Annotated in this window: 28 protein-coding genes; 20 read left to right on the top strand and 8 right to left on the bottom strand. The window is 72.2% G+C overall.

Annotation, left to right across the window (positions count from 1 at the left end):
• Nucleotides 1-2: 2 nt before the first annotated feature.
• From ACZ58V_RS11255 to ACZ58V_RS11240, 4 genes are all read left to right on the top strand, one after another.
• Nucleotides 3-2,123, top strand: coding sequence for a S9 family peptidase (locus ACZ58V_RS11255; protein ID WP_471289665.1), 2,121 nt, complete (start codon nt 3-5; stop codon nt 2,121-2,123).
• A gap of 79 nt (nt 2,124-2,202) precedes the next feature.
• Nucleotides 2,203-3,135: a S66 peptidase family protein gene (locus ACZ58V_RS11250; RefSeq protein WP_471289663.1), complete on the top strand. Its 933-nt coding sequence runs from the start codon at nt 2,203-2,205 to the stop codon at nt 3,133-3,135.
• Nucleotides 3,136-3,268: 133 nt separating this feature from the next.
• The gene (locus ACZ58V_RS11245; protein ID WP_471289661.1) at nt 3,269-5,050 is read left to right on the top strand and encodes a CocE/NonD family hydrolase; all 1,782 of its coding nucleotides are present in this window, start codon (nt 3,269-3,271) and stop codon (nt 5,048-5,050) included.
• A 25-nt stretch (nt 5,051-5,075) separates the two neighbouring features.
• Nucleotides 5,076-5,654: a GNAT family N-acetyltransferase gene (locus ACZ58V_RS11240; RefSeq protein ID WP_468183870.1), complete on the top strand. Its 579-nt coding sequence runs from the start codon at nt 5,076-5,078 to the stop codon at nt 5,652-5,654.
• 24 nt (nt 5,655-5,678) lie between these two features.
• Here the strand turns inward: ACZ58V_RS11240 and ACZ58V_RS11235 are convergent, their stop codons facing one another.
• Nucleotides 5,679-6,026, bottom strand: a complete 348-nt coding sequence (locus tag ACZ58V_RS11235; RefSeq protein WP_184588514.1) for a VOC family protein — start codon at nt 6,024-6,026, stop codon at nt 5,679-5,681.
• Nucleotides 6,027-6,074: 48 nt separating this feature from the next.
• Here ACZ58V_RS11235 and ACZ58V_RS11230 point away from each other — a divergent pair, with 48 nt between their 5' ends.
• Entirely contained in the window at nt 6,075-6,548 is a 474-nt protein-coding gene (locus ACZ58V_RS11230) for a phage holin family protein (RefSeq protein ID WP_471289659.1), read from the top strand.
• Nucleotides 6,549-6,552: 4 nt separating this feature from the next.
• On the opposite strand, the gene ACZ58V_RS11225 is transcribed toward ACZ58V_RS11230, so the two are convergent.
• On the bottom strand, nt 6,553-7,515 hold the full coding sequence (locus ACZ58V_RS11225; RefSeq protein WP_468183877.1) for an LLM class F420-dependent oxidoreductase: 963 nt from the start codon (nt 7,513-7,515) through the stop codon (nt 6,553-6,555).
• 159 nt (nt 7,516-7,674) lie between these two features.
• Between ACZ58V_RS11225 and ACZ58V_RS11220 the strand changes: the two genes are divergently transcribed.
• From ACZ58V_RS11220 to ACZ58V_RS11160, 13 genes are all read left to right on the top strand, one after another.
• Nucleotides 7,675-9,597 carry an NAD(P)/FAD-dependent oxidoreductase gene (locus ACZ58V_RS11220; RefSeq protein WP_471289655.1) on the top strand — a complete coding sequence of 641 codons (1,923 nt, stop codon included), beginning with the start codon at nt 7,675-7,677 and terminating at the stop codon, nt 9,595-9,597.
• Nucleotides 9,594-11,441, top strand: coding sequence for a transketolase (locus tag ACZ58V_RS11215; RefSeq protein ID WP_471289653.1), 1,848 nt, complete (start codon nt 9,594-9,596; stop codon nt 11,439-11,441). Before ACZ58V_RS11220 ends, ACZ58V_RS11215 begins: the two co-directional genes overlap by 4 nt.
• A complete protein-coding gene (gene ligD / locus ACZ58V_RS11210) occupies nt 11,438-12,367 on the top strand; it encodes a non-homologous end-joining DNA ligase (RefSeq protein WP_471289651.1) in 930 nt (309 codons plus the stop codon). Before ACZ58V_RS11215 ends, ligD begins: the two co-directional genes overlap by 4 nt.
• 91 nt (nt 12,368-12,458) lie before the next feature.
• Complete coding sequence (locus ACZ58V_RS11205) at nt 12,459-12,845, top strand: gas vesicle protein GvpO (protein ID WP_471289650.1); 387 nt, start codon at nt 12,459-12,461, stop codon at nt 12,843-12,845.
• A gap of 46 nt (nt 12,846-12,891) precedes the next feature.
• Complete coding sequence (locus tag ACZ58V_RS11200; protein WP_468183891.1) at nt 12,892-13,326, top strand: gas vesicle structural protein GvpA; 435 nt, start codon at nt 12,892-12,894, stop codon at nt 13,324-13,326.
• Entirely contained in the window at nt 13,323-14,096 is a 774-nt protein-coding gene (locus ACZ58V_RS11195) for a GvpL/GvpF family gas vesicle protein (RefSeq protein WP_471289647.1), read from the top strand. Before ACZ58V_RS11200 ends, ACZ58V_RS11195 begins: the two co-directional genes overlap by 4 nt.
• A 4-nt stretch (nt 14,097-14,100) precedes the next feature.
• Nucleotides 14,101-14,367 carry a gas vesicle protein GvpG gene (locus ACZ58V_RS11190; protein WP_471289645.1) on the top strand — a complete coding sequence of 89 codons (267 nt, stop codon included), beginning with the start codon at nt 14,101-14,103 and terminating at the stop codon, nt 14,365-14,367.
• Nucleotides 14,364-15,047, top strand: coding sequence for a DNA primase (locus tag ACZ58V_RS11185; protein ID WP_471289643.1), 684 nt, complete (start codon nt 14,364-14,366; stop codon nt 15,045-15,047). The genes ACZ58V_RS11190 and ACZ58V_RS11185 overlap by 4 nt, the downstream gene beginning before the upstream one ends.
• Nucleotides 15,044-16,141, top strand: a complete 1,098-nt coding sequence (locus ACZ58V_RS11180) for an SRPBCC family protein (RefSeq protein ID WP_471289642.1) — start codon at nt 15,044-15,046, stop codon at nt 16,139-16,141. The genes ACZ58V_RS11185 and ACZ58V_RS11180 overlap by 4 nt, the downstream gene beginning before the upstream one ends.
• Nucleotides 16,138-16,476, top strand: coding sequence for a gas vesicle protein (locus ACZ58V_RS11175; protein WP_193476942.1), 339 nt, complete (start codon nt 16,138-16,140; stop codon nt 16,474-16,476). The genes ACZ58V_RS11180 and ACZ58V_RS11175 overlap by 4 nt, the downstream gene beginning before the upstream one ends.
• Entirely contained in the window at nt 16,473-17,237 is a 765-nt protein-coding gene (locus tag ACZ58V_RS11170) for a GvpL/GvpF family gas vesicle protein (protein WP_471289640.1), read from the top strand. The genes ACZ58V_RS11175 and ACZ58V_RS11170 overlap by 4 nt, the downstream gene beginning before the upstream one ends.
• Before the next feature lie 16 nt (nt 17,238-17,253).
• Nucleotides 17,254-17,442 (top strand): gas vesicle protein, encoded by a 189-nt coding sequence (locus ACZ58V_RS11165; protein ID WP_184588487.1) that lies wholly within the window; start codon nt 17,254-17,256, stop codon nt 17,440-17,442.
• A 59-nt stretch (nt 17,443-17,501) separates the two neighbouring features.
• Nucleotides 17,502-17,771, top strand: coding sequence for a gas vesicle protein K (locus ACZ58V_RS11160; RefSeq protein WP_229873118.1), 270 nt, complete (start codon nt 17,502-17,504; stop codon nt 17,769-17,771).
• 14 nt (nt 17,772-17,785) lie between these two features.
• Here ACZ58V_RS11160 and ACZ58V_RS11155 read toward each other — a convergent pair whose 3' ends face one another.
• The 3 genes from ACZ58V_RS11155 to ACZ58V_RS11145 all read right to left on the bottom strand — a co-directional run bounded on the left by ACZ58V_RS11155 (nt 17,786) and on the right by ACZ58V_RS11145 (nt 20,423).
• The gene (locus tag ACZ58V_RS11155) at nt 17,786-17,956 is read right to left on the bottom strand and encodes a hydrophobic protein (RefSeq protein ID WP_189726215.1); all 171 of its coding nucleotides are present in this window, start codon (nt 17,954-17,956) and stop codon (nt 17,786-17,788) included.
• A 42-nt stretch (nt 17,957-17,998) separates the two neighbouring features.
• Nucleotides 17,999-18,820, bottom strand: coding sequence for a class I SAM-dependent methyltransferase (locus ACZ58V_RS11150; protein WP_468183910.1), 822 nt, complete (start codon nt 18,818-18,820; stop codon nt 17,999-18,001).
• Nucleotides 18,821-18,926: 106 nt separating this feature from the next.
• The gene (locus ACZ58V_RS11145) at nt 18,927-20,423 is read right to left on the bottom strand and encodes a phosphatase PAP2 family protein (RefSeq protein WP_471289637.1); all 1,497 of its coding nucleotides are present in this window, start codon (nt 20,421-20,423) and stop codon (nt 18,927-18,929) included.
• 112 nt (nt 20,424-20,535) lie between these two features.
• Here ACZ58V_RS11145 and ACZ58V_RS11140 point away from each other — a divergent pair, with 112 nt between their 5' ends.
• Nucleotides 20,536-22,155: an ABC-F family ATP-binding cassette domain-containing protein gene (locus ACZ58V_RS11140; RefSeq protein WP_471289636.1), complete on the top strand. Its 1,620-nt coding sequence runs from the start codon at nt 20,536-20,538 to the stop codon at nt 22,153-22,155.
• A gap of 109 nt (nt 22,156-22,264) precedes the next feature.
• Here ACZ58V_RS11140 and ACZ58V_RS11135 read toward each other — a convergent pair whose 3' ends face one another.
• Complete coding sequence (locus tag ACZ58V_RS11135; protein ID WP_471289634.1) at nt 22,265-23,365, bottom strand: baeRF2 domain-containing protein; 1,101 nt, start codon at nt 23,363-23,365, stop codon at nt 22,265-22,267.
• Between the two features lie 93 nt (nt 23,366-23,458).
• On the opposite strand from ACZ58V_RS11135, the gene ACZ58V_RS11130 reads away from it, so the two are divergent.
• Entirely contained in the window at nt 23,459-23,716 is a 258-nt protein-coding gene (locus ACZ58V_RS11130) for a DUF6158 family protein (RefSeq protein ID WP_382832078.1), read from the top strand.
• A gap of 30 nt (nt 23,717-23,746) precedes the next feature.
• Here ACZ58V_RS11130 and ACZ58V_RS11125 read toward each other — a convergent pair whose 3' ends face one another.
• Nucleotides 23,747-24,289, bottom strand: coding sequence for a type 1 glutamine amidotransferase domain-containing protein (locus tag ACZ58V_RS11125; RefSeq protein ID WP_468183923.1), 543 nt, complete (start codon nt 24,287-24,289; stop codon nt 23,747-23,749).
• A gap of 43 nt (nt 24,290-24,332) precedes the next feature.
• Entirely contained in the window at nt 24,333-24,764 is a 432-nt protein-coding gene (locus tag ACZ58V_RS11120) for a CBS domain-containing protein (RefSeq protein ID WP_382595881.1), read from the bottom strand.
• Nucleotides 24,765-24,946 lie beyond the last annotated feature (182 nt).

Here is a 24,946-nt window from a genome sequence, read left to right as displayed (position 1 = left end):
GAGTGGGGGAGAGCGTGCGGACGCTGGCGTACGGGGCGTGGCCCTCGCCCATCGACGCGGCCCTGGCCGCCGCGCACGACGGGCACCCGGAGTACGTGGGCTTCGTCGGCGACGAGGTGTGGTGGACCGAGCCCCGCCCCGCCGAGGGCGGCCGGCGCACCCTGGTGCGGCGGCACGCCGACGGCACGGAGGAGCCGGTGCTGCCCGCGCCGTGGAACGTTCGCAGCCGGGTCATCGAGTACGGCGGGCACCCGTGGGCGGCACGCGCGGGCGACGACGGCCCGCTGGTGGTGTTCGTGAACTTCGCCGACCAGCGGCTGTACCGCTGTGAGCCGGGCGGAGAGCCTCGCCCGCTCACGCCGGTGTCTCCCGTGGGCGCGGGCCTGCGCTGGGCGGAGCCGTCGCTGCGGCCCGAGCGGGGCGAGGTGTGGTGCGTGCTGGAGGAGTTCACCGGCGACGGACCCACCGATGTGCGCCGCGTCCTGGCCGCGGTCCCGCTCGACGGCTCCGCCGCCCAGGACCGGGACGCCGTACGCGAACTCACCGACGCCCGGCACCGGTTCGTGACGGGCGCGAAGCTCTCCCCCGACGGGCTGCGGGCGGCCTGGCTGGCCTGGGACCATCCGCGCATGCCGTGGGACGGTACCGAACTGATCCTCGCCGACGTCGGCCCCGACGGCAGCCTGCACGACGCCCGGACCGTGGCCGGCGGGCCCGGCGAGTCCATCGCCCAGGCCGACTGGACCCACGACGGCCGCCTCCTGCACGCGAGCGACCGCAGCGGCTGGTGGAACCTCTACCTCGACGGGAGGCCCCTGTGCCCGCGCGAGGAGGAGTTCGGCGGGGCGCTGTGGAAGCTCGGCATGCGATGGTTCGCGCCGCTCGACAGCGGGCTGATCGCCGTCGTGCACGGCCGGGGCGCCACCGCCCTCGGCATCCTGGACCCCGAGACCGGCGAGGTCGTCGACGCGGCCGGGCCCTGGACCGAGTTCGCGCCCACCCTGGCCGCGCACGGCGAGCGCAGCGAGATGGGGGTCCCCCCGCCCGGAGGGTGGGGGAGGGTCGTTGCCGTCGGGGCCAGCCCGCGCAGCGCCTACGAGGTCGTGGAGCTGGACACGTGCACCGGCCACGCCCGCGTCATCGGCGCCGAGCACGACGACGCCGTGGACCCCGCGTACTACCCCGAGCCGCAGATCCGCACCTTCACCGGCCCGGACGGACGCGACATCCACGCCCACATCTACCCGCCGCACCACCCCGGCTGTGTCGCGCCGGACGACGAACGGCCGCCGTACGTCGTCTGGGCGCACGGCGGGCCCACCGGCCACGCACCCCTGGTGCTCGACCTGGAGATCGCCTACTTCACCTCGCGCGGCATCGGCGTCGCCGAGGTGAACTACGGCGGCTCCACCGGATACGGCCGCCCCTACCGCGAGCGGCTGCGCGAGCAGTGGGGCGTGGTGGACGTCGAGGACTGCGCGGCCGTCGCCCTGGCCCTCGCCGACGAGGGCACCGCCGACCGCGACCGGCTCGCCGTCCGGGGCGGCAGCGCGGGCGGCTGGACCGCGGCCGCCTCGCTCACCACGACCGATGTCTACGCCTGCGGCACGATCAAGTACCCCATCCTGGACCTCGCCGGCTGGGGCACGGGGGAGACCCACGACTTCGAGTCGCAGTACCTGGAGAGCCTGATCGGGCCGCTCGCCGAGGTGCCCGCGCGGTACGCGGAGCGCTCGCCCGCCACCCACGCCGACCGCCTCGGCGTGCCGTTCCTGCTGCTCCAGGGCCTGGACGACCCGATCTGCCCGCCCGTCCAGTGCGAGCGGTTCCTGGCCCGGCTGGAGGGCCGGCGGGTGCCGCACGCCTATCTCGCCTTCGAGGGGGAGGGGCACGGGTTCCGGCGGGCGGAGACCATGGTGCGCGCCCTGGAGGCCGAACTCTCCTTGTACGCACAGGTGTTCCGACTCGATCCGCGCGGCATCCCGACTCTGGAGCTGGGGCCCTTCCGGTGGACCTCCGCGGCGTCGCGACGCCCGGCATGCCCTCCCCCACTCTCGGCTTCGCTCGAGCGGGGGGACCCCCATGCCGCACGGCGGGAAGGGCCAGGTGGCTCCGCCACATGACCCTGCCCGCCGCACGCCGATCGCACGCACCGAACGCCGCTCCTTCTCCCACGGAGATCCACCGGAAGGGCCCCACCACGTGAACCAGCTTCTGCGACCGCCCCGGCTCGCCCCCGGCGCCCGTGTCGCCGTCGTCGCGCCGAGCGGGCCCGTACCCGAGGAGCGGCTCCGGGCCGGGCTCGACATCCTGCGCGGCTGGGACCTCGACCCCGTGGTGGCGCCCCATGTGCTGGGCCGGCACCGCGCGTTGGACTACCTGGCCGGCACGGACGCCGAGCGGGCCGCCGATCTGCAAGGCGCCTGGTGCGACCCGTCCGTCGCCGCGGTGCTGTGCGCCCGGGGCGGGTACGGGGCGCAGCGCATGGTGGACCTGCTCGACTGGGCGGCGATGCGGGCGGCGGGCCCGAAGGTGTTCGCCGGGTTCAGCGACATCACCGTCCTGCACCAGGCCTTCGCCACCCGCCTCGGACTGGTCACCCTGTACGGCCCCGCGGTCGCCGGCGTCGACTTCCTCAAGAACGCCCGGGCCCAGGAGCATCTGCGGGCGACCCTCTTCGAGCCGGAGTCCGTGCGGACCGTCACGGCCGTGCCCCCGGGCGGCGGGGCGCTGGTGCCCGGACGGGCCCGGGGTGTCACGCTGGGCGGCTGTCTGAGCCTGCTCGCGAGCGACCTCGGCACCCCGCACGCCCACGCGGCGGCCCGGGGCGGTCTGCTGCTGATCGAGGACGTCGGCGAGAGCCCGTACCGCCTGGACCGGTACCTGACCCAACTCCTGCGCACCGGCTGGCTGGACGGGGTCGCCGGGATCGTGCTCGGATCCTGGGCGACGTGCGGCCCGTACGAGGACCTGCGCGCGGTCTTCGCCGACCGGCTCGGCGGACTCGGAGTCCCGGTCGTGGAGGAGTTCGGGTTCGGGCACGGGGAGGGCGCGCTGACGATGCCCTTGGGGCTGGTGGCCGAACTGGACGCCGGGACGGGCACGTTGACCTTCGGCGAACCGGCTCTGAGCTGAACATGCCGTTACTGAAATCCTGTCAAGAAACCCTCGTTTCGGTGATTGACGCTCCCTTACACGTGTCACACGATGACTACCGACCAAGTACCTACTGGTCGGTATTCGGGTAGTCCCCACCGTGGAGGTCCGTGTGTCCCGACGCGTGCCCAGATCCCGCGCGCCGCTCGCTCTCGCTCTGGGCGCCGCCCTGGCCGCCCCCCTCGCCCTCACCCCGCCCGCCACCGCGGCGGACTCCTACACCGTCACCCCGCTCAAGTTCACCGTCCAGGCGGGCGGCCGGCCCTGCACGGTCGACGCCGACCTGTACCGCCCGGCGGGTGTGGACCGGGACCACCGGGCACCCGCCGTGCTCGGCACGAACGGCTTCGGCGGCAGCAAGTCGGACGGTTCGACGGACACCATCGGCAAGGCCTTCGCCCAGCGCGGCTACGTCTCCCTCATCTACTCCGGGCTCGGATTCGGCCGCAGCGGCTGTCTCATCTCCCTCGACGACCCGGCCATCGACGGTGCCGCCACCGCTCAGCTGGTCGACTTCCTGGGGGGCGAACGCGCCGCCGACGACGGCACCACCGCCGACTTCGTCACCCTCGACCGGCCCGGCGACCCACGGGCCGGCATGATCGGCGGCTCCTACGGCGGCGCCGTCCAGCTGGCGACGGCCGCCGTCGACCACCGCCTCGACGCGCTCGTCCCCATGATCACCTGGAACGACCTGGCGTACGCGCTGGACCCCAACAACGCCACCGGCGGCACCGGCGTCCCGGGCGCCTTCAAGTGGCAGTGGACCAACGGCTTCTACCTCATCGGCGAGGGCCAGCCCCTGCTCCGGCCCAGCCTCGACCCGTCCCGCGTCAACCGCCTCTCCTGTCTGCACTTCGTCACCAAGGCCTGCCGGACCATCCACACGCTCAACTCCGGCGGCTACCCGGCCGACCGGACCGCCGAGCTGCTCGCCTTCGCGCGGAGCGTCTCCCCGGCGTCGTACCTCCACCGCGTCAAGACACCCACCCTGCTGGTCCAGGGGCAGACCGACACCCTCTTCAACCTCAACGAGGCGACGGCGACGTACCGGACGCTCCGCGCGCAGGGCACCCCCGTGAAGATGATCTGGCAGTCCTGGGGCCACAGCGGCGGGCTCACCGGCCCGGCCGCCGGTGAACTCGACCTGTCGAAGGGCAACCTGGAGACCAGTTACGTCGGCCGGCGCGTCCTCGCCTGGTTCGACCGCCATCTGCGCGGCCGGACGCAGGCCGACACGGGACCGGCCTTCGCCTATCACCGGGACTGGATCACCGACCCGGACCGCGCCTACGCCACCGCCGACCGCCTCCCCACGCCGAGCCGCACGCTGTATCTCTCCGGCGACGGCAAGCTCGTCGACAACCGCAACAAGGTGACCCGGGGCAGCCGCGGTTACACCAACTGGGCGATTCCCACGAGCCATTCCGAGAGCTCGCTGGCCGGACTCATCGGACTGCCCGACACACCGCCGCATGACACCAAGGGCACCTACCTCGACTGGACCAGCACGCCGCTGTCACACCCCCTCGATGTCGTGGGCGCGCCCCGGGCCACGCTCAAGGTGAACTCCCCGAAGGCCGAGCGCACCCAGAACTCCGGCGACGCGGCCGACAAGCTCGTCCTGTTCGCCAAGCTCTACGACGTCGCCCCCGACGGCACCCGCACCCTGGTGCGCCGTCTGGTCGCGCCGGTCCGGGTACCGGACGTGACCAAGAGCTTCACCGTCACACTGCCCGGGATCGTGCACCGGTACGAGACGGGGCACCGGCTGCGGTTCGTGATCGCGGCGAGCGACGACGCGTACTTCGGCAACCGGGGGATCAAACCGGTGACCGTGGTCAGCGGGCCGCGGAACACCGGGGTGCTCCGGCTGCCGGTCGCGGGCTCCTGACAGGAGGCCCGGCTACTGTGGCGGGGTGCCCCACAACGCGTCCCGCTACCTCGCCGAAGGCCCCCGGGTGGGCATACGCCACTTCACCTACGGGGACGGCGCCGAGTTCACCGCACGGGCACGGGAGAGCAAGGACCTGCACCACCCCTGGCTCTTCCCGCCCGAGAGCGCCCAGGCCTACACCGCGTACGCCGGCCGGCTGATCGAGGACCCGTCCAAGGCCGGCTTCCTCGTCTGCGAGAAGGGCGACGTCCGCGACAAGGGCGACGGGGCCATCGCCGGGTTCATCAACATCAACAACATCGTCGACGGCGGCTTCCAGTCCGGGGCGCTGGGCTACGGCGCCTTCGCGCACGCCGCCGGGCGGGGGCTGATGCGCGAAGGTCTTGACCTCGTCGTGCGGTACGCGTTCGGCCCGATGCGGCTGCACCGGCTGGAGATCAACGTCCAGCCCGCGAACGCCGCGTCGATCGCCCTGGCCCGCGGCTGCGGGTTCCGCCTGGAGGGCTTCTCGCCGAAGATGCTCTTCGTCGACGGGGCCTGGCGCGACCACGAACGCTGGGCGATCACCGCCGAGATGGTCACGGGGCCGGGGCGGCACTGAGTCCGAGTCCGGCCCCGGCGGACATCACGCGTTGCGGTCCACGTACTCGTAGATCGACCCGTCCGGGTGCAGCGCGATCAGATTGCGGCCGGCCGGCGACGCGATGGGGCCCGCGACGATGTGGGCGCCCAGTTCGGTGAGCACCCGGTGGGTGTCGTCGACGTCCTTGACGGCGATCGTCGCGGAAACCTTGCGCAGCACCTCCAGTTCGGCCGGGGGACCGCTCATCAGCAGGAAGCAGCCGATCGCCGCCACCTCGACTCCGCCCCGTTCGAAGCGCTGGGCGCTGCCGCCCGCCAGCCGCTCGTAGAAGGGGATCGCGGTCTCGAGGTCGTCGACGCAGACGCGCAGTGTGGCACCCAGAATCTCCATGAGGACGAGCCTAGTTACGCGCCAGGGGGCGAGGGTACCCGGCCGGGTATGAAGCCGATGGATCACCTGGAGCATCTGGACAAACATCTGGTTGACGAGCTGGCACAGGTGGCGCGTGAGACCGTACGGGACGAACTGCGCGAGCAGACACGCAAGCAGCGCCGCAGGGCCACGCTGTACGCCGCGTCCGGCGCCCTCGCCCTGTACGCGGGCGCGGCACTCGCACTCGCCGTGGGACTGGCCCTCGCCCTCGGCCTGTCCGACTGGGCCGCGGCGCTGATCACCGCCGTGATCCTGGGCGCCGCGGCCTATGTGCTGCGCGGCATGGCCCGGCCGGACCGCCCGGGTTCCGGGCACGGGGCCGGTGCGGTCCCGGGCCACGATGACGCGGGCCGGGCCGCCGCCGCGGCCGATGGTCTGCCGTATCCGCCCGTGCCGCCGGCCCCGCCCGCCGGGCCCGCCCCGGGCACGGTGCCCCCGCGGCCGACGGACGACCCGGACGTACCCCGCCCCAGGGCGTGACGCGTCAGAGGCCCTGCTGGAGCTGCGGCAGCACCTTCGTGCGGTAGAAGTCGAAGAAGCCGCGCAGATCGGGGCCGATCTGGTTGACGTAGACCCGGTCGAAGCCCGCGTCGGAGAACCGCTGCAGCTCCGCCACGTGGCCGTCCACGTCGTCCCCGCACACCCGGTTCTCGCGCACCATGTCCTCGGTGACCAGTTGCTGCGCCTGCTCGAAGTGTTTCGGGGAGGGCAGCACCTGGCTCAGCTCCCCCGGCAGCCGCTCGTTCGCCCAGAGCCGGTGGACGGTGCGTACGGCCTCGTCCCGGTCGGTGTCGTAGCAGACCTTGGTGCCGCCGCTGACCAGCTTTCCGCCGCCTCCGCCCTTGCGGTACTGCTCCACCATGGTCTCGTCCGGCGCCATGGTGATGTAGCCGTCGCCGACGCGGGACGCGAGCTGGGTCGCCGCCGGGCCGAAGCCGGAGATGTCGATCGGGACGGGCTCGTCCGGCACCGTGTACAGGCGGGCGTTCTCCACCGTGTAGTGCGGCCCGTGATGGTTCACCTCCTCGCCCGTGAACAGCCGGCGCATCACCTGGACGGCCTCCTCCAGCATGTCCAGACGGACATGGGCCGGCGGCCAGTGGTCACCCAGGATGTGCTCGTTGAGCGCCTCGCCGGAGCCGACGCCGAGCCGGAAGCGGTTGTCCGTCATCACCGCGCTGGTCGCCGCGGCCTGCGCCACCACCGCCGGGTGCATCCGCACGGTCGGACAGGTCACCGCCGTCTCGATCGGCAGCGACACCGCCTCGGACAGCGCGCCGATCACCGACCAGACGAACGGGCTCTGGCCCTGCTCGTCGTTCCACGGGTGGTAGTGGTCCGAGATCCACAGCGCCTGGAATCCGGCCTGCTCGGCCATCCGCGCCTGCTCGATCAGCTCGGCGGGTCCGTACTGCTCGCACGAGAGGAAATAACCGTACTCGGGCATGGGGGAGTGCCTCCGCGACGTGGGCGGTCCGTATCCCGCCCCGGGTACCCGGGCGCCGGGGCGGAAACCGGCGGGGTCCGGGCCGGGCGGACGTTTGGGTGCCCTGGCCAGGGGGACGCGGAAGGCTCCCGAGGTACGCGACAGCGCCGGAGGTGAACCGTGAGTCGACCCCGCATCGTGATCGTCGGTGCCGGCTTCGCCGGTTACCGTGCCGCGCGCACCCTGGCCCGGCAGACCCGGGGCCGGGCCCACGTCACCCTGCTGAACCCCACCGACTACTTCCTGTATCTGCCGCTGCTGCCGCAGGTCGCCGCCGGCATCCTGGAGCCGCGCCGGGTCACGGTCTCCCTCTCGGACACGCTGCCGCACGTACGGCTGGTGCTCGGCGAGGCCGACCGGATCGACCTCGACGGACGCACCCTGCACTACACCGGCCCCGAGGGCGACGGCGGCACGCTCGCCTACGACCGGCTGGTGATCGCCGCCGGCAGCGTCAACAAGCTGCTGCCCGTCCCGGGCGTCGCCGAGCACGCGCACGGCTTCCGCGGGTTGCCCGAGGCGCTGTACCTGCGCGACCACGTGACCCGGCAGGTGGAGCTGGCGGCCGCCGCCGAGGACCCCGGGTCGTGCGCCGCGCGCTGCACCTTCGTCGTGGTCGGCGCCGGATACACCGGCACCGAGGTCGCCGCGCACGGGCAGATGTTCACCGACGCGCAGGTCCGCAAACACCCGCTGCGGCAGGGCATGCGACCGCGCTGGATCCTGCTGGACGTGGCGCCGCGGGTGCTGCCCGAGATGGACGACAACCTCTCCGCCACGGCCGACCGCGTGCTGCGGCAGCGGGGCGTGGACGTGCGGATGGGGACCTCCGTGAAGGAGGCCCTGCCCGACGGGGTCGTACTGAGCGACGGCGAGTTCGTCGAGACCCGGACGCTGGTGTGGTGCGTGGGCGTACGCCCCGACCCGCTGGTCGAGTCCCTCGGGCTGCCGTTGGAGAAGGGGCGGCTGCTCGTCGACCCGCACCTCCAGGTGCCGGGACGGCCGGAGCTGTTCGCGTGCGGTGACGCGGCCGCGGTGCCCGATCTGGAGGAGCCGGGCAGCTATACGCCGATGACCGCGCAGCACGCCTGGCGGCACGGAAAGGTCGCGGCCGAGAACGTCGCCGCGTCGCTCGGCCTGGGCGGGGAGCGCAAGCCCTACCGCCATCGCGATCTGGGCTTCGTCGTCGACCTGGGCGGTGCGAAGGCGGCGGCCAATCCGTTCGGCGTGGCGCTGTCCGGGGTACCGGCGGGTGCGGTGACGCGTGGGTATCACCTCGCCGCCATGCCCGGAAACCGGGTCCGGGTCGCCGCCGACTGGCTGCTGGACGCCGTACTGCCGCGCCAGGCCGTGCAGTTGGGGCTCGTACGGTCCGGGTCCGTGCCCCTGGACACGTCGTCGCCGGAGCTGGCCCGGGTGCCGGGCGGGCCCGGGACGCGCCAAGAGGCGAGCGCCCGCTCGGGGCCGGGCGCGGCGGTCCGGGCCGACACCTACGACGGGGGGACCGGCACCGGGCCAGGGAAGGGCCGGGCCGGAGAAGAGCCCGCGAAGGGGCAGCCCGGATCCGGGGTGACACTGTCCGGATCCGGGGCCGCGGAGCGCCGCTCGGAAACGGAGCTCGCCAAGGGCCGACCGGCTGGAGAGCCGGCCAGGACCTGGCCCGCCGACAGGCCCGCCAAGGGACCGCTCGGCGGCACGCGGGCCAGGAGCAGGCCCGGAGGTGAGCCTGCCGCGGGGCGGCCGGGTGGCGAGCCTGCCGACGGGCGGCCCAGTGACGAACCCGCGCGAAACCAGCCGGGTGGTGAACCCGCCAAGAATCAGCCGGGTGGCGAGCCCGCCAAGAATCAACCCGGCGGTGAACCCGCCAAGAATCAGCCGGGTGGCGAGCCCGCCAAGAACCAACCCGGCGGCGAGCCCGCCAAGAACCAGCCCGTGCCCGTTCTGCAGCCCCCTGACGATCAACCACCTCCGGGCCCTGATGTCGCCCCCGGCCCCGTCAAGCGTTCCGACCCACCGGACCACTCCGCGAAAGGAGACTCATGAACACCGGTGAACTCACCGATCTCGGCCGGCAGCTGCGCGTGGACAGTGTCCGCGCCGCCGACGCCGCGGGCTCCGGGCACCCGACGTCCTCGATGTCCGCGGCCGACCTGATGGCCGTCCTGCTCGCACGCCACTTCCGCTACGACTTCGACCGCCCCGCCCACCCCGGCAACGACCGCTTCGTCCTGTCCAAGGGACACGCCTCGCCGCTGCTGTACTCCGCCTACAAGGCGGCCGGCGCCATCGACGACGAGGAACTGCTCACCTTCCGCAAGCTGGGCAGCCGCCTCGAAGGGCACCCCACACCGCAGCGCCTGCCGTGGGTCGAGACGGCCACCGGCTCGCTCGGGCAGGGTCTGCCGGTCGGTGTCGGCATCGCGCTGGCGGGCAAGCGGCTGGACCGCACCGGCTACCGCACATGGGTGCTGTGCGGCGACAGCGAGCTGGCCGAGGGATCCGTGTGGGAGGCCGCCGAGCACGCCGGGTACGAGCACCTGGACAACCTCACCGTGATCGTCGACGTCAACCGGCTCGGCCAGCGCGGCCCGACCCGGCACGGCCACGACCTGGACGCCTATGCCCGCCGTTTCCAGGCCTTCGACTGGCACACCATCGAGGTCGACGGGCACGACGTGGACGCCGTCGACCGCGCCTACGGCGAGGCCGCCTCCACCAAGGGCCAGCCGACCGCGATCCTCGCCCGCACCCTCAAGGGCAAGGGTGTCGAGAGCGTCCAGGACCGCGAGGGCCTGCACGGCAAGCCGCTGCCGGAGGCCGAGGAGGCGATCGCCGAACTCGGCGGTCCGCGCGAAATCCGCGTCCAGGTGCAGGAACCGCCGGCCGCCCGCATGCTGCACGCCGTCCACACCGGGAACTACGAACTCCCCAGGTGGGACAAGGGCGAAGAGGTCGCCACCCGCAACGCCTTCGGCGAGGCACTCGCCGCGCTCGGCACCGGCCGCGGCGACATCGTCGCCCTGGACGGCGAGGTCGGCGACTCCACCCGCGCCGAGTTCTTCGCCAAGGAGCACCCCGACCGCTACTTCGAGTGCTACATCGCCGAGCAGCAGATGGTCGCCTCGGCGGTCGGGCTCGCCGCACGCGGCTGGATGCCGTACGCCGCCACGTTCGCGGCCTTCCTGACCCGGGCCCACGATTTCATCAGGATGGCCTCCGTCAGTGGCGCCGGCATCAACCTGGTCGGCTCGCACGCCGGTGTCGCCATCGGCCAGGACGGGCCCAGCCAGATGGGCCTGGAGGACCTGGCGATGATGCGGGCGGTGCACGGCTCGACCGTGCTGTACCCGTGCGACGCCAACCAGACCGCCCGGCTGGTCGGCGCGATGGCCGGGCTCGAGGGCGTCCGCTACCTGCGCACCTCGCGCGGCGAGAACGCGGTGATCTACGGTCCCGACGAGGAGTTCCCGGTCGGCGGGAGCAAGGTGCTGCGCTCCTCCGAGCATGACCGGCTGACCCTGGTCGCGGCGGGCGTCACCGTGCACGAGGCACTGGCCGCCGCCGACGCCCTGGAGCGGCAGGGCATCCAGGCACGGGTGATCGACCTGTACTCCGTGAAGCCCGTCGACCGGGCCACTCTGCGCCGGGCCGCCGAGGAGACCGGCTGCCTGGTGACCGTCGAGGACCACCACCCGGAGGGCGGCATCGGCGACGCGGTCCTCGACGCCTTCACCGACGGGCGGCCCGTCCCGCGCCTGGTGCGGCTCGCCGTACGGTCGATGCCCGGCTCGGCGTCCCCGGCCGAGTCGCTGCACGCCGCGGGCATCGACGCCGAGTCGATCGCGGCGGCCGGGCGGCTGCTGGTGGAGGAGGCGGTCGTGCCGTGAGCGGCGGCGACGGCACGCGCAGGGTGCGGGCGGGCCGTCGCACCGTGACGGTCCACCGGCCGGACAAGGTGCTCTTCCCCGGCGGCGCGCACGCCAAGGAGTACACCAAGGGCGACCTGGTGGACTACCACCGGGCCGTCGCGCCCTTCATGCTGCCCCACCTGCGCGGCCGTCCGCTGATGCTGGAGCGGCATCCGGACGGGCTCGACGGGCCGACGTTCATGCAGAAGAACACCCCGGAGCACTACCCGGAGTGGATCAGGCGCGTCGAGCTGGCCAAGGAGGGCGGCACCGTCCGCCACACCGTCTGTGACGACACCGCCACCCTCCTCCACCTGGCCGACCAGGCGAGCATCGCCCTGCACCGCTGGCTGTCCCGCGCCGACAGCGTCGACCACCCCGACCGGCTGGTCTTCGATCTCGACCCCGCCGGCGACGACTTCGAGGCCGTACGCCAGGCCGCCCGGCTGCTCGGGGAACTCCTCGCCGAGCTGGAGCTGCCCTCGGCGCTGATGACCACCGGCTCGCGCGGACTGCACGCGATCGTGCCGCTGAACGGCCGGCACGACTTCGACGAGGTGCGCGCCTTCGCCCGGGACGTCGCCGACACCCTCGCCGACGCCCACCCCGGCCGGCTCACCACCGCCGCCCGCAAGAAGGACCGCGGCGAGCGGCTCTACCTCGACGTGCAGCGCAACGCCTACGCCCAGACCGCCGTCGCGCCCTTCACGGTCCGGCCCCGGCCGGGCGCGCCCGTGGCGACCCCCATCACCTGGGACCAGCTCGACGACCCGGAACTGAACGCCCGCAGTTACACCGTCGCCGACGCCGTCGAGCAGGCCCGCACCAACCCCTGGTCCGGCCTGCTCAGCCGCGGCCGGGCGCTGGGCCCGGCCAGGCGGCGGCTGAACGCCCTGCGCGGCTGAGCCCCACCCGCCTCCCAAGGCAGGTGGCAGATGCAAGGGACCCCAGAGGTTTGGCGAACACTCTTGCGGCCACACGGAGGGGGAGGTGGCCATGTCGAACACAAGAGACACGCAAGAGTCACAGGGTTCACAGAAATCCCAGAACTCTCAGAATTCGAGCAAACCGAACGAGAAGCGGACGGCCCAGAAGCAGACGGCCCAGAAGCGGCCGAGCCCGATGGACGTGCTGCGCCAGGCGCGCGGCCAGCTCGCGGAACTCACCGGAATGGAAGCCGAGTCCGTGTCGTCCTTCGAGCAGACGGACGAGGGCTGGGCGCTGGAGGTCGAGGTCCTCGAGCTCGAGCGCGTACCCGACACGATGAGCCTGATGGCGAGCTACCAGGTGGAGCTCGACGCCGAGGGGCAGCTCACGGGCTACCGGCGCGTCCGCCGCTACGAACGCGGTCGATCCGACGCGCGCAGGCCTGGCAGCCGCTAGGCCGCCCGCCCGGACCCGCACCCACACACGAGGAGGAACACCCGGCATGACTGTCGTACCGGCACAGCAGACCGGAGGCGGAGGCGGCAGCAGCGGTCTCTACGACGTGCTCGAACTTGTTCTGGACAGGGGGCTCGTCATCGACGCATTCGTGCGAGTCTCCCTGGTCGGCATCGAGATCCTGAAGATCGACGTACGCGTCGTCGTCGCAAGCGTCGACACCTATCTGCGCTTCGCCGAGGCGTGCAACCGGCTCGACCTGGAGGCCGGGCCGCGCAAGGACCCGGGCCTGCCTGACCTGGTCGGGGAGATCACCGAGTCCGGCGCGCGCGGCAAGTCCAAGGGGGCGCTGTCCGGCGCCGCCGAGACCATCTCCGACGCCTTCAAGCAGGCGCGCGACGACGGCTCCGAGCGCCAGGGCGAGTCCCGCCCGCGCGCCCGTAAGAGCACGTCCGCCCGCCGGAAGGAGGAGCAGGAGTGAGCACCTACGTCTACGGCATCGCGGCTGACGCGCACCCGGCGCTGCCCGAGGGCATGGGCGGTGTGGGTGACCCGCCCCGCCCGGTGCGCATCCTGCGCGAGGGTGAGCTGGCGGCCGTCGTCAGTGAGGCGCCCGAGGGGCTGCGGCCCAAGCGCAGGGATCTGCTCGCCCACCAGAACGTGCTGAGCGAGGCGGGTGCGGCCGGCTGTGTGCTGCCCATGCGGTTCGGCAGCGTGGCCCCGGACGACAACTCGATCACCGGGGTGCTCGCCGAGCGTGCCGAGCACTACAAGGAACGCCTGCGGGCGCTGGAAGGCCGGGTCGAGTACAACGTCAAGGCCAACCACGTCGAAGAGGCCGTTCTGCACCAGGTGATGGCCCAGAGCCCCGACATCCGCGGTCTCGCGGAGGCCAACCGGCAGTCCGGTGGCGGCAGTTACGACGACAAGATCCGGCTCGGCGAGCTGGTCGCTGCCGCGGTCAAGGCCAGGGAGGCCGACGACGCCGCCGCACTCCGGAGCGCCCTGGACTCCTCCGCCGAGGACGTGAGCACGGGACCCGAGTCCACCGGCTGGCTGGCCAACGTGTCGTACCTGGTGGACCGGGAGTCGGCCGAGCACTTTCTGGCCGCGGTCGAGCAGGCCCGAAAGGACATGCCGCACCTGGAGGTGCGGGTCAACGGCCCGCTGCCGCCGTACAGCTTCGTCGAGCCCGGCCCGGCCGAGCCGGCGGGCACCACGGTGAGCGGCACGGAGAGCGGAGCGGGGTGACGACATGGGCTTGATCTCGGAGGTGCTGCTGCTGCCGCTCGCACCGGTGCGCGGCAGCGCCTGGGCCATCAGACAGGTGGTACAGGAGGCCGAGCGGATCTACTACGACCCCGCCACGGTCCAGGCCGAACTGGCCCGCCTCGAGGAGCGGCTGGAGGCGGGAGAGATCACGGTCGAGGAGTTCGACCGTCTTGAGGATGAACTCCTCGACCGGTTGGAGACCGCTTCGCGCGGGAGCGCGGGAACAGGCCAACAAGGGACGGCGCAATGAACCAAACGGGACTGGGCCTCGCGGTGGGGGCCGGATACCTCCTGGGACGTACCAAGAAGCTGAAGATGGCGATCGCCATCGGCGGCCTGGTCGCCGGGAAGAAGCTGAACCTGAGCCCGCGCATGGTCGCGGAGCTGCTCCAGCAACAGCTGCGGAACAACCCGCAGTTCAAGGAGATCGGCGACCAGCTGCGTGAGGATCTGCGCGGTGTGGGCAAGGCCGCCTCCGGTGCCATGGTCGAGCGGCAGATCGACGCCCTCGCCGACCGGCTGCACGGCCGGACCGCCCAGGTGCGCGACCAGCTGACGGGCGTGGTGCCCGGCGGTCGGGACGACGACGCCGAGGACGCCGAGTACGAGGAGGAGGAACCCGAGGAACCCGAGGGCTCCGGGCCCGACGAGGACGAGGAGCCTGAGGACTCCGGTGCCGACGAGGAAGAGGCCGAGGAAGAGGACGAGGAGCCTCGGGCGAAGAAGGCCCCCGCGAAGAAGGCGCCCGCCAAGAAGGCGCCGGCGAAGAAGGCGGCGGCGAAGAAGGCCCCCGCCAAGAAGGCCCCCGCGAAGAAGACGGCGGGCCGCAAGGCGGCGGCGAAGAAGACCACGCCCGCCAAGAAGGCGACCTCCGGGCGCCGGGGCGGCAGCGCCCGGTCCCGGCTGCCGAAGGGAGGCGGTGAGGGATGAGTGACACACTCGGCTCGGCGAAGTCCGCCGCCGACGGAGCGACGAAGAACCCGCTCACAGACCTGGCCCACAGCGAGGCCGCCGACCGGCTGAAGGCCGAGTTGCAGGAGTACCTCACGCTCCAGGCCACCCGCATGCTGACCGGCGTGGGCCGCAAGCTCGGTGAGTCCACCGTCAGACTCAACGACATCGCCGAGGGCAAGAGCCCCGGCTTCGCCAAGCTCGCCCTCGAAGGCGGGCGCAAGCTCGCCGAGGGCAAGGGACCCGTGCGGGCCGCCCTGGAGACCGGCGCCTCGCGCACGAAGGACAAAGTGACCGGCGCCCTGAAGAAGCTGGGCGGTGGCAAGGGCAAGGGCAAGAATTCGGGCGGCAAGCCGACCGTCATCATCGAGCACATCGACGTCGGCGTGCCCGTGCGCACCGCCTACGACCAGTGGACCCAGTACCAGGACTTCAGCACCTTCGCGAACGGCGTCACGAGCGCCGACCGCGAGGACGACACCACCTCCGACTGGCAGATGAAGGTCTTCTGGTCCAACCGCAGCTGGAAGGCGAAGACGACCGAGCAGGTGCCGGACAACCGCATCGCGTGGACGTCGGAGGGCGACAAGGGCACGACGAAGGGTGTCGTCTCATTCCACCGACTCGCCGACGACCTCACGCGTGTCCTGCTCGTCATCGAGTACTACCCCTCCGGCTTCTTCGAGAAGACCGGCAACCTCTGGCGTGCCCAGGGCCGCCGCGCCCGGCTCGACCTGAAGAACTTCGTCCGCTTCATCACGATCAAGGGCGAGGCGGAGGACGGCTGGCGCGGCGAGATCCGCGACGGCGAGGTCGTCCTCAGCCACGAGGACGCGCTCGCCGAGGAGGAGTCCGAGGAGGAGCGCCCCGAGGGCGAGGAGCCGGAGGACGAGTACGAGGAAGAGGAAGAAGAGGAAGAACCCGAGGGCGAGTACGAGGACGACGCCGAGGCCGAGTACGACGAGGAGGCCGAAGGCGAGGAAGAGCCCGAGGAGGAAGCCGAAGAGGAGCCTGAGGAGGAGTACGAAGAAGAGGACGAGGACGAGTACGCCGACAGCGGGAGCCGTCGATGACCACGCCCAGCAGGATGCCCGAACCCTACGGCCAGGGGAGCAGTGCCAACCTGGCCGACATCCTGGAACGGGTGCTGGACAAGGGCATCGTCATCGCGGGCGACATCCGCATCAACCTGCTCGACATCGAACTCCTCACGATCAAGCTCCGCCTCATCGTCGCCTCCGTCGACAAGGCCAAGGAGATGGGCATCGACTGGTGGGAGAGCGACCCGAACCTGAGCTCCCGGGCCCGCCGTGATGAACTGACCCGTGAGAACGCCGAGCTGCGCGAGAGGCTGGCCCGGCTGGAGGAGCTGGAGCCGGGCCGCGCGGAGAAGAAGGAGGCCCCGTGACCGGACTGCGGTACGTCTACGCCGTCTGTCGCCCCTTCGGTACGCCGCTCCAGTCCCAGCTGTCGGGGGTGGCGGGCGATCCGCCCCGCGCGCTGACTCACCACGGTCTCGTCGCCGTGGTGAGTCATGTGCCGGAGCGGGACTTCGCCGAGGAACCGCTCCACGCCCATCTGGAGGACCTGGACTGGCTCACCGAGACCGCCCGCGCCCACCAGGGCGTGATCGACGCGCTCACCACCGTCACGACCCCGCTGCCGCTGCGGCTCGGCACCGTGTTCCGGGACGACAGCGGCGTACGGACGATGATGGAGGCCCGCGAAGAGGACTTCCTGCGCACCCTCGACCGGCTGGAGGGCCGGGTCGAGTGGGGCGTGAAGGTGTACGCCGAGTCCGAACAGCAGGAAAGTCCCCGGCCCGCGCAGAAAGCCACGTCGGGCCGGGACTACCTGCGGCAGCGGCGTATGCAGACCAGGTCGCACGAGGAGATGTGGCAGAAGGCCGAACATTTCTCGAACCGACTGCACGAAAATCTTTCCGCATTCGCGGAGGATTCCCGGCTGCACCCCCCGCAGAATCCCGCGCTTTCCAAGGCGACCGGGCGGAACGTATTGAATGCCGCATATTTGGTGCCGCGCGCCAGTTCTGAGGAATTCGTGGAACTGGTGGACCGCACGAAGGGCGAGGCGCCCGGAATGCGCATCGAACTCACCGGCCCCTGGGCGGCCTATTCGTTCGCCGGGGACACCGGGGACGCCACATGACTGACGGAGAGAAGCCTTGACCGTAGTGGAACGCCGTGAGGTCGCCCTCGTGGACCTGCTCGACCGGCTGCTCGCCGGCGGCGTGGTGATCACGGGGGACATCACGCTGCGCATCGCCGACGTCGACCTGGTCCGGATCGACCTCAACGCGCTCATCAGCTCGGTGAACGCCCAGGTGTCCTCACCGTTCGAGGAGTTGCTGTGACGTCAGCCGACGGCCCCCGGCCCCAGCCCCGGCCCAACCCTCGTCCGCAGCGCAACCGGATGGACCTGGAGCCCGACACCGTCGAGCGTGACCTGGTCAAACTCGTGCTGACGGTGGTGGAACTGCTGCGCCAGCTCATGGAGCGCCAGGCGGTGCGCAGGTTCGACGTGGGGGATCTGACCGAGGAGCAGGAGGAGCGGGTCGGGCTCACGCTGATGCTGCTCGAGGAGCGGATGGCGGAACTGCGCGATCGCTACGGACTGCGGCCCGAGGACCTCAATCTGGACCTCGGGCCGCTCGGACCGCTGCTTCCCCGGGACGGGGGCTGAATCAGCGGGTTAATTCACCACCTGTACCACCGGCCCCGGCTGCCGGATGCCGACGTGCCCCGCACGAGGAATCCCAGCAGCCACAGGACGAGAACCGCCAACGCGATCCACCAGAGTACCTTTACCGCAAATCCGGCACCGAACAGAACCAAAGCCAGAAGCAGCACCAGCAGAATGGGAACCATAATGTGAACCTCCTGCATTCAGGGTGTCCCCGAAATGGTGATTCAGGCTTCCTTTCTGCAGAGAATTTCTCCGTGCAGCACGCTGAACCAGCCGTCCTCCTGCTCGCCCCACGCGCGCCACGCCCCGGCCGCGTCCCGCAACTCCTCCTCACCGGCGTGCCCGCCCAGCCGCGCCCGGTCCGCGTACGTCGAGGCCAGGGTGCGGTCGGCCCACAGTCCGCTCCACCAGGCCCGCTCCTGGGGTGTGGCGAAGGTCCACGTCCCGGAGCTCGCCGTGACGTCCGTGAGCCCGGCTCGCAGCGCCCAGGCCTTCAGCCGGCGCCCTGCGTCCGGCTCACCGCCGTTGGCCCGGGCGACCCGGCGGTAGAGGTCCAGCCAGTCGTCGAGTCCCGCGGACGCCGGATACCAGGTCATCGCCGCGTAGTCCGCGTCCCGCACGGCGACGATGCCGCCGGGCCTGACGACCCGCTTCATCTCCCGCAGGGCCCGCACCGGGTCGCCCACGTGCTGGAGCACCTGGTGGGCGTGGACCACGCAGAAGGTGTCGTCCGGGTAGTCCAGGGCGTGCACGTCGGCGACGGCGAAGCCGATGTTGGCCAGTCCCCGCCCGGCCGCCGTGGCGCGTGCCTGCTCCAGGATCTCCGGCACCCGGTCGACACCGGTGACCTGCCCGCCCGGCACCAGCTCCGCCAGGTCGGCGGTGATGGTGCCGGGGCCGCAGCCGATGTCCAGGATCCTCATGTGGGGCTCGAGCGAGGGCAGCAGATAGGCGGCCGAGTTGGCGGCGGTCCGCCAGGTGTGCGAGCGGAGCACCGACTCGTGGTGTCCGTGCGTGTAGACGGCGGTCTCCCGTGGTTCCGGCATGGCGGATCCCACCCCTTCCGTTCCTCCGGTCGGCATGGGATCACCGTACGCATCGGGGCCGAATGATGAGACCCGTATCCTGCTATATGGACTGACGGGGCGTCAGTCAGTATCCGGTGATGGGCCGGTACACGGTCAGCGCCTCGGGCAGCTTCTCCAGGGTGACGCTCCCCTCGACGTCGATGACCTCGCCGTCGTGGGCGAGCAGCGTGCCGGGGGCCACGTGGTCCAGGCGCAGCCGCCCCACCTGGACGGCCGCGTGGGCGGGCGAACGGGTCAGCGGCCCCGCGAGGGCGGCGGCCAGCAGCCGTGCGGCCGGCCGGCGTCCACCGTGCACGACACGGACGTCGAGCTGCCCGTCCGCGAGGTCCAGCCGGCGCCCGGGCGCGAGCCCCACGCGGTGATAGGTGCCGTTCCCGGCGAACAGCAGCCACAGCGGACGCGTGCGGCCCTGGAACTCGGCCTCCAGCGGATGCCGGTCGGCCCGCAGCACGCGCCGGGCCGCGAGCACACCGGCCGGCCAGCCGCCGATCCGGTGCGACCAGCGCTCCCGCTCGCGCACGAGCTCCGGGTAGACGCCGACACTGCAGGTGTTGAGGAAGACGCCGTGCTCCTCGCCGCAGGAGAACCGGCCGACGTCCACGCGTACGGCATCGCCCTGGCGCAGCGCGCGGGCCAGGTCGCGTGCGTCCTCCACGCCCAGGTCGTAGGCGAAGTGGTTGAGGGTGCCGCCGGGCAGTACGGCGAGGGGCAGCCCGTGCCTCAGGGCGACCCGGGCGGCGGTGTTCACGGTGCCGTCGCCACCGCACACACCGAGCACCCGGGCGCGGCCGGCCGCCTTCTCCAACTCGGCGGACACGTCCTGCGGTTCGCACTCGACGACCTCGGCCCGCGGGAGTTCGTCGCGCAGGGCGCGGGCACGCTCGGCGGTTCCCGCGGCGGTGTTCGCCACCAGTACGAGCCCCTCGCCCTCCAGCAGCGCGGGGACCTCGGCGCGGGGGCGGGCCGGCGGGGTGGCCTGCGTCCGCGTCGGCACCAGGCCCCGCACGGCGAACGCGGCTCCCACGCCCAGGGCCGCGCCGGCCAGGACGTCGCTCGGGAAATGGACGCCGGTATAGACACGGGAGAGGGCGACCGAGGCGGCCACCGGGGCGACGACCGCGCCCCACACCGGGGACTCCAGGGCGACACCGGCCGCGAAGGCGGCGGCCGACGCGGCGTGCCCGGAGGGGAACGACGTGGTGATCGGCTGCCGCTTCAGCTGCCTGATCAGCGGGACCGGGTCCAGCGCGGGGCGGGCGCGACGCACCGAGCGCTTGCCGAGCGTGTTGACGGCGAGGGAGGCGAGGCCCAGCGAGGCCAGCCCGCGGGTCGCCGCACGGCGGGCCCGGGGCGTGCGGCTCGCCGCGAGGGCGGCGGCCGCCGCGAACCACAGGGCACCGTGGTTCGCGCCACGGCCGAGCCGGGGCAGGACTGCGTCGGCTCCGGGCCAGTGCCGGTCGGCAGCGGCCTCGAAGAGACGGCGGTCCAAGGCGAAGATACGGTCGCGCAGGGGGTGGTGCCCGGGCTTCGTCGTGGTGAGGTCCAGGTCGGGGGTTGTCATGGGGCTGCGGGTACCCGGAGGGGGGTGGGCACACCGTCGCTTCTGCGTGCTCGGCGTCGCCGGCGCCAAATGGGTTTGCCCTGGAGGTTCCGGCACCGCAGAATCCCTGCACATGGGTCACCTCGAAGCCGCGCACCTGGAGTACTACCTGCCCGACGGAAGGGCGCTGCTGGGCGATGTGTCGTTCCGGGTGGGGGAAGGGGGCGTCGCGGCCCTCGTGGGGCCCAACGGCGCCGGGAAGACCACCCTGCTTCGCATGCTCGCCGGTGAGCTGAAGCCGCACGGCGGTTCCGTCACCGTCGGCGGTGGCCTCGGTGTGATGCGCCAGTTCGTCGGATCCGTACGCGACGAGACGACCGTACGCGACCTGCTCGCGTCCGTCGCGACGCCCCGTATCCGCGAGGCGGCCCGCGCCGTCGACGCCGCCGAGCACGCCATCATGACCGTCGACGACGAGGCCGCCCAGCTCAAGTACGCCCAGGCCCTGTCCGACTGGGCCGAGGCCCGTGGCTACGAGGCGGAGACGCTGTGGGACATGTGCACCACCGCGGCCCTGGGCATCCCGTACGACAGGGCGCAGTGGCGACTCGTCCGCACCCTCTCCGGCGGTGAGCAGAAGCGACTCGTGCTGGAGGCGCTGCTGCGTGGCACCGACGAGGTGCTGCTGCTCGACGAGCCCGACAACTACCTCGACGTACCCGGCAAACGCTGGCTGGAGGAGCGGCTCGCGGAGACCCGCAAGACCGTGCTGCTGGTCTCGCACGACCGCGAACTCCTCGCCCGCTCGGCCCAGCGCATCATCTCCCTGGAACCCGGCCCCGCCGGCGCCGACGCCTGGGTGCACGGCGGTGGATTCACCACCTTCCACGACGCCCGCCGGGCCCGCTTCGCTCGCTTCGAGGAGTTGCGCAGGCGCTGGGACGAGAAGCACGCGCAGCTGAAGAAGCTGGTGCTGACACTCCGTCAAGCAGCCGAGAACAGCACGGACATGGCCTCCCGCTACCGCGCCGCCCAGACCAGGCTCCGCAAGTTCGAGGAGGCCGGCCCGCCCCCGGAGCCGCCCCGCGAGCAGGACATCAAGATGCGCCTCAAGGGCGGCCGCACGGGCCTCCGGGCCGTCACCTGCGAGCACCTCGAACTCACCGGCCTGATGAAACCCTTCGACCTGGAGGTCTTCTACGGCGAACGCGTCGCCGTCCTCGGCTCCAACGGCTCCGGCAAGTCACACTTCCTGCGGCTGCTGGCCGGCGGCGACGTGGCGCACACGGGGCACTGGAAGCTGGGCGCCCGGGTCGTGCCCGGCCACTTCGCGCAGACCCACGCCCACCCGGAGCTGGAGGGCCGCACGCTCCTCGACATCCTGTGGAAGGAACACGCCCAGGACCGCGGTGCCGCGATGTCCCGGCTGCGCCGCTACGAGCTGACGAACCAGGCCGAGCAGACGTTCGACCGCCTGTCCGGCGGCCAGCAGGCCCGGTTCCAGATCCTCCTGCTGGAACTCCAGGGCGTGACGGCGCTGCTCCTCGACGAGCCGACCGACAACCTCGACCTGGAATCCGCCGAGGCGCTCCAGGAGGGCCTGGAGGCATTCGAGGGCACGGTCCTCGCCGTCACCCACGACCGCTGGTTCGCCCGCTCCTTCGACCGCTACCTGGTCTTCGGCAGCGACGGCCGGGTCCGGGAGACCCCGGCCCCGGTCTGGGACGAACGCAGAGTGGAACGCGCCCGCTAGGGGGCTGCGGCCCCCCAGGGGCGCGGGGAACCGCGCGACCAGCCACAACGTACCCGCACACGCACCGCGGCAAGCACCCCGATGGCGGCTGGGCGCACAACAGCTCCGCTCACTTCCAGCGCAACAACGCCCCGAGTCCACCCACCGGCGCCTCCTCCTCCGCAACCGCCAGCGCATGCGCGTCCGTGGCGACGGCCGACCGGATCAACGCGTCATCCGCCCGGGCCGGCCACGAGTGCTGCTCACCGAGGATCTTCAGATCCGTGCGCCGCACAGCCACCTGGTCCGGATCCTCGCCGATCCACACCTCGCGATGCGCGTCCGGCCCGTTCGGCCTGATCAGCAGCTCGTCGATACGGTGCTCACGCGCCGCCTCGATCAGCGCGGGCACGCCCTCCACGGCCCGGGCCCGGCCCCCGTCGTCCGGGCTCCGGCCGGCCCGGAACCGCTCCAGCTCCGCCTCGGCCTGCCACGCCACATGCTCGGCGCGGGCCCGTTCCACGTCCTCGTCGAGGAGCCGGCTGCCGCTGCCGTGCGGCGCCTCGACGACCAGGTCGTGCAGCCGCTTGGGCAGCCGGTCGTGCACGGACCGCCGCTCCCGGTCGTCGCCCACGAGAATCAGCAGGTCGGCCCGCGTCTCCTCCTGGCACACGGCGAGCGCGTCGGCGATCTCCGCGGCGTTGTGCTCCCAGGTGTTCTCCACCCGCAGCTGGAAATGCCGCTCGGACCAGTCCGCGGAGCCCGTCCGGTGCACCGGCCACCGGCGCCCGGTGACGCCCCCGGCGTCCTCCCGGCCCAGTGCGCTGCGCAGCTCGAAGTCCGCGCCCTTGCGGTCGACGTAGGCCACCACGCACACCGGGTCCTCGCCGGCCAGCTCCAGCAGGGGGGTGACGCGCGGCAGCGGGGCCCATTCGGCCCAGTCGCCCGCCTGCGGGGGGCGGGCCAGCGGCGGGTCGAGGACGACCTCGCCGTCGCGGGCGAAAAGGGCCCGGCCGTGCGGTTCGGAGGAGTGTCGCAGATCCTCGATCGCGTTCTGCACGGCCCTGCAGGTCGCCTCGTCCGCGCCCTGCGCGGCCAGCTGCCTGGCCAGCGCCTGGGCCGTCAGCTGCCGCTCGTGAGGCGTGTCCTCCGTGTGGCGGGAGGTATCGACGTACACAGAGGCCCACGGCCCCGAGTGTTCGTAGAGTGGGTGCAGAAAGGCGAGATCCATGGCTCCCTCCCGGGTGCCGATCGGGTGTACTGCTCAGTTGCACCGGGCGGGTACCCGTACCGCGGACACGAACACGACGAGCGGGGCGACACCATGACCGGAGTGGACCCTGACCGGCTGGACGAACAGCAGCTCATGAAGGAGCTGGAGACCATCCACCGCACGCGCCACGACACGCTGCTGTACGGGTCGAACGACGCGCTGCGGGCCCACAACGAGCGCATGGCGCAGCTCGAGGGCGAGTACCTGCGCCGCAACCCGCGCCGCCCGGTGGCCGCGGGCCGCACACGCGAAGGGGCCCGGGAGCGGGGGAGCGGGGAGTCGGCGACTCCCACACCCCCCGGCACCTGAGCCCCGAGGGCCGGAAGCGGAAGCCCTCTGTCAGCCGGCCTCCTCGGCGAACACGTCGAGGAAGGTCTCGCAGAACGCCTTGAGGTCGTCCGGCTTACGGCTGGTGACCAGCTTGCCCGCGCCGTGGTCGCAGACCTTGACCTGCTTGTCCACCCAGGTGCCGCCCGCGTTGCGGATGTCTGTCTGCAGGCTCGGCCAGGAGGTCAGCTCCCGGCCGCGTACGACGTCCGCCTCGACCAGCGTCCAGGGCGCGTGGCAGATCGCGGCCACGGGGCGGCCGTGCTCGAAGAAGTCCCGGACGAACGCGACGGCCTTGTCGTCCATCCGAAGGAAGTCCGGGTTGGCCACACCGCCGGGCAGCACCAGCCCGCCGAACGAGTCGGGCGCGCTCTCGCCCACCACCTCGTCCACGGGAAAGGTGTCCGCCTTGTCGAGGTGGTCGAACGCCTGGATCTTCCCCTGCTTCGTCGACACCAGCACGGGCTCGTGGCCGGCGTCCTTCGCCGCCTGCCACGGATCGGTCAGCTCGACCTGCTCGACGCCCTCGGGCGCGACCAGAAACGCGATACGCATGATGCTCAATGTCCTTTCCTGTCCTCGAAGCCCGTGATCGTGCTCATGCACCACCACGGGCGTCCGGCTCGGCGCGGCTGATGTCGGCGAGCGCCGACGCGGGGTCCTCGGCCTCGGCCAGGTCGCCGAGGCTCACCATGCCGACCGGCAGTCCGTTCTCCACCACCGGCAGCCGGCGCACCGCGTGCTCGCGCATCAGCGTGGCCGCCGTCGCCACCCGGTCGTCCGGCGACACCGTCACCGGATCCGGAGTGCACACGGTCTGCGCGCTCACCGTCATCGGATCGGCGCCGTCGGCGACGGCCCGCACCGCGATGTCACGGTCGGTGAGCACTCCGATCACGTCCTGCCCGTCGGCGACCACCACGTCACCGATGTTCTGCGTGCGCATCAACTGGGCCGCCTCGACGAGCGAGGCGTCCGGGCGCACGGCGACCACACCCGGAGTCATCACGTCCTTCACCAGCTCTGCCATCACCGGGGCCCTCTCTCCGTTCCCAGGTCGGCAGGGGTAGCGGGGGGGGGGGGGGGGGGGGGGGGGGGGGGGGCGCGGGGGGGGGGGGGGGGGGGGGGGGGGGGACCAAGACAACCAACCCATCGCCCCCTCCAAAGAAAAACCCACGTCGACACCCCCCACCAATCGTGTTTTTTTCGTGG

Source organism: Streptomyces sp. NPDC040589 (assembly GCF_055594445.1).
This window is presented reverse-complemented; position numbering and strand designations above follow the sequence as displayed.